The sequence below is a fragment of the Buchnera aphidicola (Periphyllus acericola) genome (assembly GCF_964019855.1).
In the GTDB taxonomy this organism is placed as follows: domain Bacteria; phylum Pseudomonadota; class Gammaproteobacteria; order Enterobacterales; family Enterobacteriaceae; genus Buchnera_J; species Buchnera_J aphidicola_BC.
In genome coordinates this window covers 82468-95898 of the sequence record NZ_OZ026466.1, presented here as the reverse complement: position 1 = coordinate 95898, position 13431 = coordinate 82468, and the positions used below count along the sequence as shown (strand labels likewise).

Below are 13431 nucleotides of genomic sequence, written 5' to 3'. Positions count from 1 at the left end.
TGTAACATTTTAATACAAAAAAAAATTTTATTTTAAATAAAATAATTTAATATTTTATATAAAAATTAAATTATTTATAAACAATTATATTTATTTATATTATTCGTTTTAAAAATTATTTATTATTTATAACTTAAATAGGAAAATTTTAAATATGAAGGTTTTACCATGTATTTTTCCACAAAAAATATATAAAAATAATTGTAAAATATTCGGAATTTATACAGATCATAATTTAAATCATTTATCTGCGATAATTAAAAAAAAATATATTTATAATATAGAAAAAATTTTAAAAAAAAATAATTTAAATAATAATTTTGGAAAAATAATATTAATTTATAACAATTTTAAAACTTCGTATGAACGTTTTTTATTTATTAATTGCGGAAAAAAAATAAATTTTTCTCAAGATTTATTTATAAAAATTATAAAAAAAATATTTTTTTATCTAAAAAATTGTAATTTTAAAAATATTTATATAAATTTTTCTGATTTTAATAGTAATTTAAATAATATATATTGGAACGGAAGAAATTTTATTGATATAATGGAAAATGTAAATTATTCTTTTAATAAATTTAAAAGTAATAAAAATAAAAATATATTAAACATAAAAAAAATTATTATTCAAATAAAAAAACCAAAATATTTAAAAAAATTAAAGAAATCTATTTATCATGGTTTATCTATTGCGAAAGGAATAAAACTTACAAAAGATATTAGTAATACACCTCCAAATATTTGTAATCCAAAATATTTAAGTTTAGCTGCTTTAAAACTAAAAAAAATTTATAAAAGTATTACTACAAAAATTTTTAATGAACACGATTTAAAAAAATTAGGTATGAATGCTTTTCTTTCAGTATCTCAAGGATCTATAAATAAAGCATATATGTCTATTATAAATTATAATGGAAATTTTAATACAATTAATAAAAAACCATTTATTTTAATTGGTAAAGGCGTTACTTTTGATTCTGGAGGTATATCTATAAAACATTCATCTTATATGGATGAAATGAAATATGATATGTGTGGAGCTGCTTCTATCATTGGAGTTATAGATTCAATTGCAAGATTAAAACTTCCAATTAATGTAATAGGAATTATTGGTTCTTGTGAAAATATGCCTGGAGGAAAAGCATATAGACCTGGAGATGTTATTAAAACAATGTCAGGAAATACAGTTGAGGTATTAAATACTGATGCAGAAGGAAGACTTATTTTATGTGATATGTTAACTTATTCTCAACGATTTAATCCATATGTAATAATTGATGTAGCTACTTTAACTGGATCGTGTGTATCAATTTTAGGAAACGCTGCAAGTGGTATTTTTTCTAATAATAAATCTCTTTTAAAAGAATTAAATTATGCTTCGAAAAAAATTAATGAAAAGGTTTGGAACTTACCAAATTTTAAAATATATAAAAAATATTTACAGTCAAATATTGCTGATTTTTCTAATGTAGGAGGAAAATATTCTGGAGCTAGTATTGCTTCTTATTTTTTATCTTTTTTTGTTAAGAAATATAAATGGGCACATTTAGATATTGCTGGAACTGCATGGAAAACAGGAAAAAATAAAGGAGCAACTGGTGTATCAGTTAAATTATTATGTCAATATTTTTTAAATTATTTAAAAAATCATTAAATGAAAATTTTTTTAATTTAAAATTAAAATTTAAAATTAAACTTATGTAAAATATTCTATAAAATAAATATAAAAAAATAACAATGAAAAAAAAATATGATCCTAAGTTAATTGAAGAAAAAATATATCGTTTTTGGGAAAAAAATAAATATTTTGAAACTTTTATTAAAAAAAGTTCAAAAAAATCTTTTTGCATTATTATGCCTCCTCCTAATGTTACTGGAATTTTGCATCTTGGTCATGCTTTTCAACAAACTATAATTGATATTTTAATACGATTTAATCGCATGAATGGAAAAAATACTTTATTCCAGGTAGGAACTGATCATGCTGGAATTTCTACACAACTTTTAATAGAAAAAAAAATTTTAAAAAAAACAGGAAAATATAGAAAAGATTATTCAAAAAAATATTTTATAAAAAAAACATTAAAATGGGTTTCAAAGTGTAAAAATAAAATATTTTATCAAATGAAGCGTTTAGGAAATTCAATAGATTGGAAACGTGAAAAATTCACTTTAGATCCAGATATTTCTGACGGAGTTCGAAAAGCATTTATAATTTTATATAATCAAGGATTAATTTATAAAAAAAAAAAGATAGTTAATTGGGATGTGAACTTACAAACTGTAATTTCAGATTTAGAAGTTAAAAATAAAGAAAAAAAAAGTTTTATGTGGTATATTAAATATTTTTTTTTAGATAAGAATAAATTTTTAAATAAAAAAAAATATATTTTAATTGCAACTACTAGACCAGAAACAATATTTGGAGATGTCGCTATTGCTATAAATCCTGATGATAAGAGATATATTAAATGTGTAGGTTGGAATGTGATAGTTCCTATTATAAATAGAATTATACCAATTATTTTTGATAAGGATATTGATATAAAAAAAGGAACAGGATGTGTAAAAATTACTCCAGCTCATGATTTTGTTGATTTTGAAATAGGACAAAGAAATTATTTACATATGATCAAAATATTTTCTAAAAATGGAAATATTAAAAAAAAATTATCTATTTATAATTATAAAGGTGAAAAAGATAATTTCTATAATAAAAATGTACCAAAGAATTTTCATAATTTAAATCGTTTTAAAGCAAGAAAAAAAATTTTAAAATTTTTAAAAAATCATAATTTATTAAAAAAAAAAAAAGTTTCAAATTCTATAATTCCTTTTGGTGAAAGAAGCAAGACTATTATTGAACCTATGTTAACCAATCAATGGTTTTTAAAAACTTCATATTTATCAAAAGAAGCAATTTTAGCAGTAAAAAATAAAAAAATTATATTTTTTCCAAAAAAATATAAAAATATGTATTTTTCTTGGATGAAAAATATAGAAGATTGGTGTATTTCTAGACAATTATGGTGGGGACATAGAATACCTGTATGGTATGATAAAGAAAATAAAATTTATGTTGGTAAAAATATTAAACAAATACAAAAAAGATATAATTTAAAAAAAACATTTCTTTTAAAAAAAGATACAAATGTTTTAGATACTTGGTTTTCGTCTAGTTTATGGACATTTTTATCTTTAGGATGGCCTAAAAAATCAAATGAATTAAAAATTTTTCATCCAACAAATGTTATAATTAGTGGTTTTGATATAATATTTTTTTGGATTTCTCGTATGATTATGTTAACTATTAATATTTTTAAAGATAAAAACATTAATTTTCGAATTCCTTTTAAAAAAATTTATCTTACTGGTTTAATTCGAGACGAATTAGGAAAAAAAATGTCAAAATCAAAAGGAAATGTTATTAATCCAATTGATTTAATTGATGGAGTTAATTTTAAAAAATTTTTAAAAAATAATACAAAGAAATTAGATAAAAATTGTAAAAAATATAATATTATTTCAAATAATATTAAAAAAAAATTTCCTAATGGAATAAAACCTTTTGGAGCTGATTCATTACGATTTACATGTGCTGCACTTTCAAATAATTCTAGAAATATTTTTTGGGATATGAACAGATTAAAAGGATATAGAAATTTTTGTAATAAATTATGGAATGCTAGTAAATTTGTTTTATTTCATATAAAAAAATTAAAAAGTACAAAAAAAATAAATAAAAAAAAATTATCATTTATAGATAAATGGATTATTTTAGAATTACAAATATTAATTAAAAAATATACTCGTTCTATTAAAACTTATAGATTTGATATTATGTCAAATTTAATTTATGATTTTGTTTGGGGTAATTTTTGTGATTGGTATTTAGAAATTTCAAAAATAATTTTTAATAATATTTTTTTTAAATATCAAAATAATTCTAAGAGAGTTTTAATTTATATTTTAAATTCTTTATTAAAATTATTGCATCCAATTATTCCTTTTATTACTGAATATATTTGGAAAAAATTAAATTTTTTAAAAAATAAAAATTTTAAAAAAAGTATTATGACTGAAAAATTTCCAAAATATAATAAAAAATATTTAGATTTAGAATCACAAAAAAATATGATAATTTTTAAATGTATTTTTATTGAATTACGTTCTATTAGAAATTTTTTAAAAATTAAATATAATAAAAAAATTTCTATTTTTTTAAAAAAATTTAACAAAAAAAAATATTTTTTTATAAAAAAAAATAAATCTTTTATAAAAAATATTATGTTTTTAAAAAGTATTAAAATTTTTTATAAAAAAAATGATTTTATTTTGAAATCTTCAATTATTAGACATGTTAATGAATTTGAAATTGTTATTCCAATAAATGGTATTGTAAAAAAAGATTATGAATTGAAGAATATATTAAAAAAAATAAAAAAATGTACATTAAAAATTAATATATTAATGAAAAATACTTCAAATATAAATTTTTTAAAAAATGCACCAAAAAAAGTGGTTGAAAAAGAATTAAAAAAAATAAAAATAATTCAAAATCAATTAAAAAATTTAAAAAATTATAAAAAATTATTATTAACTTTATAAAAAATATTATATGTATTGTACAAAATTATTATTTTTTTTAAAAAAGAAAAAAAAAATGAATAATAATAAAAAAAAAATATGGAACTAATTTATGTCTGGAATAGTAAATTTTATAAATAATAAGAAATTTTTAAATAATCATATTAATAATTATTCTCGAATAAATTTTTCATTTTATAAATATTTTTACGTAAAAGATGTTATAAAAATGAAAAACAAATTTCAAAAATATTTTAAAAAATTAAACATTTTTGGAAGAATTTATATTTCTAAAGAAGGTGTAAATGTTCAAGCAAATATTTTAAAAAAATTTTTTAAAAAAATGAAACAATATATATATAAATTCGATATAAATTTAAATAAAATTTATATAAATATTGGATTAGATAATTTAAAACAATCCTTTTTTAAATTAAAAATAAAAATTAAGAAAAAACTTGTGTCAGATAACCTAAATATAGACAATTTTTATAAAAATTATAAAAAAAAATATTTAAATTCTTTACAAGTAAATTATTTTTTAAATGATAAATCAGTAATTTTTATAGATGTAAGAAATTATTATGAATATAAAATTGGACATTTTAAAAAAGCAATTTCTATATATTCATTAACTTTTAGAGACCAATTAAAAAATGTTATAAAATATATAAAAAAATATAAAAAAAATAAAATAGTTATTTATTGTACTGGAGGTATTAGATGTGAAAAAATTGCTTATTTAATGAATTTTTATGGACATAAAAAAGTATATCAAATACATGGAGGAATAATTGGATATGTTAATGATTGTTTAAAAAAAAAAATTCCAATAAAATTTTTAGGAAAAAACTTTGTATTTGATTTTAGATTGTATGAAACTATTTCAAAAGATGTTTTATCAAATTGTTATCAATGTAATAAAAATTCTGATTATTATGTCAATTGCATGAATAATCGATGTAATCTTCTTTTTATACAATGTTTATCATGTTCAAAAATATATCAATCTTTTTGTTCAAAAAAATGTTATATAGAAAATTAATTAAAATTAATAATAAATAAATAAAATATTTTTTAATAATTAAATTTTTGTTTTTAATTAATTTAAATTAATTTAATTAAATTATATATTTTTAAAATTCTTGTAATATTGATTAATTTTAAAAATTTTAATTTTAATATATAATTTTAAAAAATGTTTTTATTTTTTTTTAATATTTTTTTTTTTTTTTTTTTTTTAAAATTTAAGAGATAATTTAATAATTTTTTAAAGGATTTATTATGAAGGTTTTATCAATAAAAGAAATTCTAACCAATAAAATTAAATTAAATTCTATTGTAAAAATTAAGGGATGGGTAAAAAATAGAAGAAGTTCAAAATCAACTTTATTTTTTATTGATATTTATGATGGTTCATGTATTAATTCATTACAATTAGTATTCAATGAAAGTAATGTTAATTGTCAAAATTTATTTTCTAAAATTACTGCTGGTTGTTCTTTATCAGTTGAAGGAAAATTAAATTCATCATTTCGAATAAAAAATAATTTTGAAATTCAAGTATTAAAATATAAAATTATTGGAAATATAATTGATTCAAATAAGTATCCGATGTCTATTAAAAAACATACTATGGAACATTTAAGAAAGTATGCTCATTTAAGACCAAGAACAAATATTATCGGATCTATTTCTAGAATCAGAACTAGTGTTTTTTATGCTTTTCATCGTTTTTTTTATAAAAATAATTATTATTGGGTTCCTTCTCCTATTTTAACTTCTTTAAATGCAGAAGGAGCAGGAGAAATGTTTAAAATATCAAATGTTAAAATTTCAAATAATAAATTAATAAATAAAAAAAAATTTTTTGGAAAAAATATTTTTTTAACTGTTTCAGGTCAATTAACAATTGAAGCATATGCATGTTCTTTATCAAAAGTTTATACATTTGGACCTATATTTAGAGCAGAAAATTCAAATACCACTCGACATTTATCTGAATTTTGGATGTTAGAGGTAGAATTAGCTTTTGCTGACATTCATAAAATTATTACAGTTATTATAAAATTATTAAAATATGTGATTAAATTTGTTTTAGAAAATAATAAAGAAGATTTATTATTTTTTAAAAAAAAAATTAATTCTAATATAATTAATCGCTTAAAAAATTTTTTAAAATCTGATATTATTAAAATTAGTTATAAATCAGTTATAGAAATTTTAAAAAATAAACAAAAATATTTTAAAAATAAAATTTTTTATGGAATGGAGTTAATTTCAGATCATGAAAAATTTTTAGTGGATAAATATTTTAAAGCACCAATTATTATAATAAATTATCCAAAAGAATTTAAACCATTTTATATGAGAGTTAATAAAGATAAAAAAACTGTTTCCGCTTTAGATTTTTTATTTCCAGGAGTAGGAGAAATTATAGGGGGATCTCAAAGAGAAGAAAGAATAAAATATTTAGATAAAAGGATAAATGAATTAAAATTAAATATGAATGAATATCAATGGTATAGAGATTTAAGAAAATATGGAACTGTTCCTCATTCTGGATTTGGATTAGGTTTAGAAAGATTTATTATGTTTATTACAGGAGTAAAAAATATTAAAGATGTTATTCCTTTTCCAAGAACTATAAATAACGCTAATTTTTAATATTTTTTTTAAAAAAAATATTATTTTTTTAAATAAAATTAATATTTTTTTTAAAAAATATTAATTTAAAAATTTATTATATTAACATAATATATAAATTAAATTAAAACATTCAAAAATTATTCGTTAATAAGGTAACATAAATTATTATGATGAATCGAAATTCTTTAGCTATATTTATTCCTTTAATTTTATCTTCTAGTTCTATTAATGCAAAAGAAATATATAATAAAAATGGACAAATAATAAATTTTTATGGAAAAATAAATCCTTTATATTTTTATTCTTATAATAATCATCCTTTAAGATTTCATTCATTAGGAAATTATACAAATTTAAAAATTGGAGTTATTACTAAATCTTATATTAATGAATTTGTATCTGGATATATGCATATTGAATATCATCCAAAATATTCTTCTAGTTATAATGAAGAAATTAAAAATAGTTTTAATAAAAATAATATTAGTTTATCTTATGTTGGATTAGATTTTGGTAAATGGGGAGAAATTAATTACGGAAGAAATTATGGAATTCTTTATTATCCTAAAAAATTTACTAATAGTTATTTTGATAATACTGAAACTATTATTTTTCATAAAGATGATAACTTTTTAACTAGTCGAGTAGATGATGTTGTTACTTATAAAAATAAAGATATTTTAGGTTATTTTAAAGGTTTTAATATAATTTTACAACATCATAATTATTGTAGAAATGATGAATCACATTTAAACAAAAAATATAATGATTCTTGGGGTGCTGGATTACAATATAATAGTGAATATGGATTTAAAATAGTTGGTTCAACTGAAATTAATCCATATGATGAAAATAATAATTTAATTAATAAAAAGGATTGGATTAAAGCATATGGATTAGGATGTTATTATTCTTATAAAAATACAACTGTTGCAAGTTTTTATGGACATTCTAACAATATTGAAAGAAATTTTACAAAATTTAATAAAATATATAAAACTTTAGATTCTATTGAAGTATCAGGAAAATATAATTTTAACAATGGTTTACAAGCGTCTATTGGATATATTAAAACTTTTGGTAAAGAATTAGTAAATGGAAATTATAATCAACAATCAAAATCTAATTCTTTAAACAATCATATTAATTTTATAATAACTTATAATTTTAATAAAAATTTTGTTTTAAATATTCATTATAAATATAATTTATTAAATAAACATACATTATTTGATATTAATAAAAATTCTTTTGATAACACAAATGATTCAGTCGGAACAGGAATGACTTATAATTTTTAAATATTTAAAATAAATAAAAAAATTTTAAATATAAAAAAATATTTTAAAAAAAATTTTTTAATTTTAAATTTATTTCTAAAAAAAATTTATAAAAATTTTTTATTATAAAAAATTTTTATATAATTTTATTTAAAAATTTTAAATTTTTAATAATTAATAATATTTATTTTCAAATTTAATTTTATAAATAAAATATTTTAACAGTTTGTAAGAAAATAATTTCTTACAAACTAGTTATATTTTTTAAAAGTTTTGTAACTTTTTTCCTCCAAGTAAATGTATATGTAGATAAGGAATTGTTTGTCCACCATTTTTATTACAATTTATAACAATTCTATATCCTGATTTATGAATTTTTTTATTTTTTGCAATTTTAATTGATTTGTACATCATGTAACTTAATATATTTAAATTTTTTTTATCAATATAATTAATATTTTTAATAAAATTATTGGGAATAATAATAATATGAATTGGAGCTCTTGGAGAAATATCATTAAATGCTGTAATTTTTTTATCTTGATAAATTATTTCTGCTGAAATTTTTTTTTTTATTATTTTTTGAAAAATATTTTTAGTATTCATCTTCTATCCTTATTTTTTTTTACAATTTATAATAAAAAATTTTTATTAATAAATTTATAAAAAATTTTTATTTTATATAATTATCTATTAATGTTTTAATATTATCTGATTGAGTACCAAAAACTATTTGTATACCTGATCCTGAAATAAAAACTCCAGAAGCTCCTAATAATTTAATTTTTTTTACATTTACTTTAGAAGAATTATATACTGTAATTCTTAATCGTGTAATACAAGCATCTAAATTTAAAATATTTTTTTTTCCTCCTAAATATTTTATAATTTTTGGAATTTTATAATTTATATTTACATCAGAATTTTTTAAAATTTCTTCTTCTCTACCGATTGTTTTTAAATTAAATTTTTTAATAAATGTATAAAAAATTAAATAATAGATAAATGTATAAAAAATTCCAATAATAGGAAATAACCATAATTTATTACTATTTCCACTTAATAAAATAAAATCCACTAATCCATGTGAAAAACTTGTACCAGCTCTCATATTTAAAAAAATACATATTGAAAAAGATAATCCTGCTAATATAGAATGTATAAAATATAAAAAAGGTGAAATAAATAAAAAAGTAAATTCAATAGGTTCAGTAATACCTGTTAAAAAAGCTGTAAGAGCTGCAGAAATCATCATTCCTCCTACTTTAGCTTTGTTTTCTTTTTTTGAACAGTTCCAAATAGCTAAAGCTGCACCAGGTAAACCAAACATTTTAAAGATAAAACCTCCGGCTAATTTTCCAGCACTTGTATCTCCTGCCATATATCTTGCAATATCTCCATGAAAAATTTGTCCTATTTGATTTTTAAATTCTCCAATTTGCATTTGAAAAGGAACATTCCAAATATGATGCAATCCAAAAGGAACTAGAGCTCTTTCAACAAATCCATAAATACCAAAAGCAATTATTGGATTTTGATATGCGGACCACATTGAAAATTTTTTTATTATATAACCTATAGGAGGCCAAATAAAAGATAAAATTAATCCTAAAATTATAGATGATAATCCTGAAATAATTGGAATAAATCTTTTTCCTGCAAAAAATCCTAAATATTCTGGTAATTGAATTTTACAAAATTTATTAAATAAAAAAGCAGAAACAGTTCCAGATAAAATACCTCCTACTATTCCTGTATCATGAATTTTTTTAACAGATTCATCTGTAATTAAAAAAGAATAATTTGAAAAAAATGGAGACATAATATCTGATGTTTTAATCATTATATTATAAGAAATTACTGATGCTAAAGCTGCTACTCCATCATTTTTTGTAAACCCCAAAGATACTCCAATAGAAAAAATTAATGGCATGTTTGAAAAAATAGATCCGCCAGTTTCTAACATAATTTTTGAAATAAATTCCGGAATTAAAGAAAAATGAGCGGATCCTACTCCTAACAAAATTCCAGCTATAGGTAATACTGATACTGGAAGCATTAATGATTTTCCGACTTTTTGAAGATTTGCAAACATATTTTGAAACATATTTTCCTCGATTCTTAATAGATATATATTTTTTATATTAAAAAAAATTTTATATTTTTAAATTAAATAATTTTGAAAAATTTTTTTTAGTAATATAACTTAATTCTTCTATATCTATTTTAATTAATTTAGCAATAAATTTTGCGACGTAATATACATAAGCAGGTTGATTTTCTTTTCCTCTATAAGGAACTGGAGTTAAATATGGAGAATCTGTTTCTAATAATAATCTATTTAACGGTATTTTTTTAATTACATCACGAAGTTTAGTAGAATTTTTAAAAGTTATCATTCCAGAAATAGATATATAAAAATTCATATCTAATAATTGAGACGCAATTTTAAAATTATCATTAAAAGAATGTAAAATTCCTTTAAGATTATTTGATTGTTTTTTTTTTAAAATGTTAACAACTTCTTTTCCAGCATTTCTAGAATGAATAATTAATGGTTTTTTTAGTTCTTTACTGAAATCAATATGTTTATTAAAAAAAAATTGTTGTTGAATTAAATTATTTTTTGAATAAAAATAATCTAACCCTGTTTCTCCTATTGCAATTACTTTTTTTTCTTGACAAAATTTATATAATTTTTCAAAAACATTTTTTTTTTTTTTATATTTAATGGATGTATTCCGCATGAATAAAAAATATTATATTTTGTATTTTTAAATAATTCTTTAATTTTTTTAAAATTTTTTAATGATGTAGAAACAGATAAAATTAATTTAACTTTTTTTGAATATGCATTTTTTATTATTTTAGAAAATTTGTTTTTATAATTTTTAAGATTTAAACAATCAAGATGACAATGTGAATCTATTAAATACATATATTTTTTCCTATAAAAAAAATAAATTATTACAAAAAATTAAAAATTTTTTCCCATTGTATTAATGGTTCTAATAAAATAAATTTAATATTTACATTTGGTATATTTTTTATATAAAAAAAACATTTTTTCCATAAATTAATTATAAAATATAAATTTTTTAAATTATTTTTTTTTTTTATAATTTTTATTAATTTTTTTTGATCTAAATTTATTATTTTTGAATTTTTATTATAATAATATTTAATAACATCAAGAATTAAAGAAAAAATCCAGTATATTTTTTTTGATGTATTTTTTTTAAAATGTTTTATTAATTTGAATAAATTTTTTTTTTTTATATATTTTTTAATTTTTTTATAAAACTTTTTTCTAATTTCCCAAATAGAACTATGAAAAATTTTTTTTGCTAAAATTGGAGAATTATCTGATAATCGAAGTGCAGTTAAAATATTTTTTTCTTTATAATTTTTTTTTTTTTTTAACCAGCATATACCTTTTTTTTCAATAGGAGGATAAATATCATATATAATACATCTGCTTTTAAAGGTTTTTTTTAATTTAAATAAACTACAATAATCTAAAAAAAAAATTGTTTTTAATGGAGGATCTTCTAAAATTTTTAAAAAAGAATTTATAGAAGATTCAGTTAATAAATGAACTTTAGGAATCCAAATTATTGTTTTTTTTCCAAATTTAGAAGTATTTTGAATTTTTTTAATATATTTTATAATAGTTTCAATTCCAATACTTTTTTTATTAATTTCTGGAGTAATTATATTTAAATCTGGATGGTTTTTTGAATCTATTAATTTGCAATAATGACAAATATTACAACTAAAAATTTTTTTTGATTTTTTACACAAAATTTTTTTACATAATTGAAAAATTAATTTTTTTGATCCTACATTTATTCTTGATCGAATTAAAACTGCATGATGTAATTTTTTTGAAATATGTTGATTAATAATAATTTTATAAATTTTTTTTAACCATGGATATATTGTCATTGAACATTTTTAACCAATTATATTTTTTTTAAAGTATTTTATTAATAATTTTTAAATTAAAAATTATATTAATAATAATTTTTTTAGATTCTAAAGTAATATATTTAAAATAATTTTTTCTAATATTTTAAAAAAATTATAAGATTTTTATTCTATCGATCTTAGAACGTAATAAAATTTGATTTAATTAAATTTTTGGAGTTATATCAAATAAATATATTAAATCTGGTTTTATACATTTATTATTATATTTATAAATTTTTTATTAAAAATTTATAAATATATTATTTTTATTTTTTAATAAGTATAGAAGATAAATTATTTCTATTTAAAACTATCTAATTTCTTTTTTTTTTTTTTTTTTTTTAATTGAGATTGAATAATATTTTCTAAAAGTTAAAAAATATTCAGAATATAATAATAATTTAAAATATTTTTTAATTGTTCTTATTAAAAAAATAATATTTTAAAATTTTTTATTTTTTTAGAAACAAATATATTTCTAGATTATCTTATTTTTTTAATTTTTTAATATTTTTTAAAAAAAGAATTTTTTATTATTTTAAATGTAATAGTTTTTTAAAAATCTTGTATTTCTTTAATAACAATAAATTTATTTTTTTTATAAAAACTTTTAAATATTAAATAAATTTAAAATGTTTATTAAAATAATTAAAGTTTATTTTTTTATAATTAATTTTTTTATCTAAATAAGAAATTTTAAAATTATTTTTTTAATATTTTTTTTTTTACTAATTTTATTAAAGATTTAACAGTATTAATTTTTGATGATTCTGAATCTGAAATAGAAATAGAAAAACTTTCTTCTATAGACATAATTATTTCAATCATATCTAATGAATCTATTTCTAAATTTTCTTTAAAAGAATATTTGCTTTTTATCTTTTTTTTATAAGATATACATTCAATAATTATTTTTTTTATTTTTTTTTTAATATTCATC

Annotated in this window: 9 protein-coding genes and 1 pseudogene; 5 read left to right on the top strand and 5 right to left on the bottom strand. The window is 17.2% G+C overall.

Annotated elements, in window-relative coordinates; genetic code table 11:
• Nucleotides 1-154 precede the first annotated feature (154 nt).
• The 5 genes from AACK90_RS00415 to AACK90_RS00395 all read left to right on the top strand — a co-directional run bounded on the left by AACK90_RS00415 (nucleotide 155) and on the right by AACK90_RS00395 (nucleotide 8540).
• Nucleotides 155-1657, top strand: a complete 1503-nt coding sequence (locus AACK90_RS00415) for a leucyl aminopeptidase (RefSeq protein ID WP_339043396.1) — start codon at nucleotides 155-157, stop codon at nucleotides 1655-1657.
• Between the two features lie 83 nt (nucleotides 1658-1740).
• Entirely contained in the window at nucleotides 1741-4611 is a 2871-nt protein-coding gene (locus AACK90_RS00410) for a valine--tRNA ligase (protein ID WP_339043394.1), read from the top strand.
• Nucleotides 4612-4702: 91 nt separating this feature from the next.
• Nucleotides 4703-5635: a rhodanese-related sulfurtransferase gene (locus AACK90_RS00405; RefSeq protein WP_339043392.1), complete on the top strand. Its 933-nt coding sequence runs from the start codon at nucleotides 4703-4705 to the stop codon at nucleotides 5633-5635.
• 239 nt (nucleotides 5636-5874) lie between these two features.
• Nucleotides 5875-7257 (top strand): asparagine--tRNA ligase, encoded by a 1383-nt coding sequence (gene asnS, locus AACK90_RS00400; RefSeq protein WP_339043391.1) that lies wholly within the window; start codon nucleotides 5875-5877, stop codon nucleotides 7255-7257.
• A 149-nt stretch (nucleotides 7258-7406) separates the two neighbouring features.
• A complete protein-coding gene (locus AACK90_RS00395; RefSeq protein ID WP_339043389.1) occupies nucleotides 7407-8540 on the top strand; it encodes a porin in 1134 nt (377 codons plus the stop codon).
• A gap of 243 nt (nucleotides 8541-8783) precedes the next feature.
• Here AACK90_RS00395 and AACK90_RS00390 read toward each other — a convergent pair whose 3' ends face one another.
• The 5 genes and pseudogenes from AACK90_RS00390 to AACK90_RS00370 form a co-directional block, all read right to left on the bottom strand.
• Nucleotides 8784-9125: an HIT domain-containing protein gene (locus tag AACK90_RS00390; protein WP_339043387.1), complete on the bottom strand. Its 342-nt coding sequence runs from the start codon at nucleotides 9123-9125 to the stop codon at nucleotides 8784-8786.
• Between the two features lie 67 nt (nucleotides 9126-9192).
• Complete coding sequence (gene ptsG, locus AACK90_RS00385; protein WP_339043385.1) at nucleotides 9193-10626, bottom strand: PTS glucose transporter subunit IIBC; 1434 nt, start codon at nucleotides 10624-10626, stop codon at nucleotides 9193-9195.
• A 49-nt stretch (nucleotides 10627-10675) separates the two neighbouring features.
• Nucleotides 10676-11457, bottom strand: a pseudogene (locus AACK90_RS00380) (TatD family hydrolase).
• A gap of 29 nt (nucleotides 11458-11486) precedes the next feature.
• Entirely contained in the window at nucleotides 11487-12467 is a 981-nt protein-coding gene (locus AACK90_RS00375) for a DNA polymerase III subunit delta' C-terminal domain-containing protein (RefSeq protein ID WP_339043383.1), read from the bottom strand.
• 726 nt (nucleotides 12468-13193) lie between these two features.
• Nucleotides 13194-13430, bottom strand: coding sequence for a phosphopantetheine-binding protein (locus tag AACK90_RS00370; protein ID WP_339043381.1), 237 nt, complete (start codon nucleotides 13428-13430; stop codon nucleotides 13194-13196).
• Nucleotide 13431: the final 1 nt, after the last annotated feature.

Bases quoted from the DNA above. Each gene is read 5' to 3' on its own strand.
- AACK90_RS00415 (WP_339043396.1), top strand. From the start codon at position 155: ATGAAGGTTTTACCATGTATTTTTCCACAAAAAATATATAAAAATAAT.
- AACK90_RS00410 (WP_339043394.1), top strand. From the start codon at position 1,741: ATGAAAAAAAAATATGATCCTAAGTTAATTGAAGAAAAAATATATCGT.
- AACK90_RS00405 (WP_339043392.1), top strand. From the start codon at position 4,703: ATGTCTGGAATAGTAAATTTTATAAATAATAAGAAATTTTTAAATAAT.
- asnS (WP_339043391.1), top strand. From the start codon at position 5,875: ATGAAGGTTTTATCAATAAAAGAAATTCTAACCAATAAAATTAAATTA.
- AACK90_RS00395 (WP_339043389.1), top strand. From the start codon at position 7,407: ATGATGAATCGAAATTCTTTAGCTATATTTATTCCTTTAATTTTATCT.
- AACK90_RS00390 (WP_339043387.1), bottom strand. From the start codon at position 9,125: ATGAATACTAAAAATATTTTTCAAAAAATAATAAAAAAAAAAATTTCA.
- ptsG (WP_339043385.1), bottom strand. From the start codon at position 10,626: ATGTTTCAAAATATGTTTGCAAATCTTCAAAAAGTCGGAAAATCATTA.
- AACK90_RS00375 (WP_339043383.1), bottom strand. From the start codon at position 12,467: ATGACAATATATCCATGGTTAAAAAAAATTTATAAAATTATTATTAAT.
- AACK90_RS00370 (WP_339043381.1), bottom strand. From the start codon at position 13,430: ATGAATATTAAAAAAAAAATAAAAAAAATAATTATTGAATGTATATCT.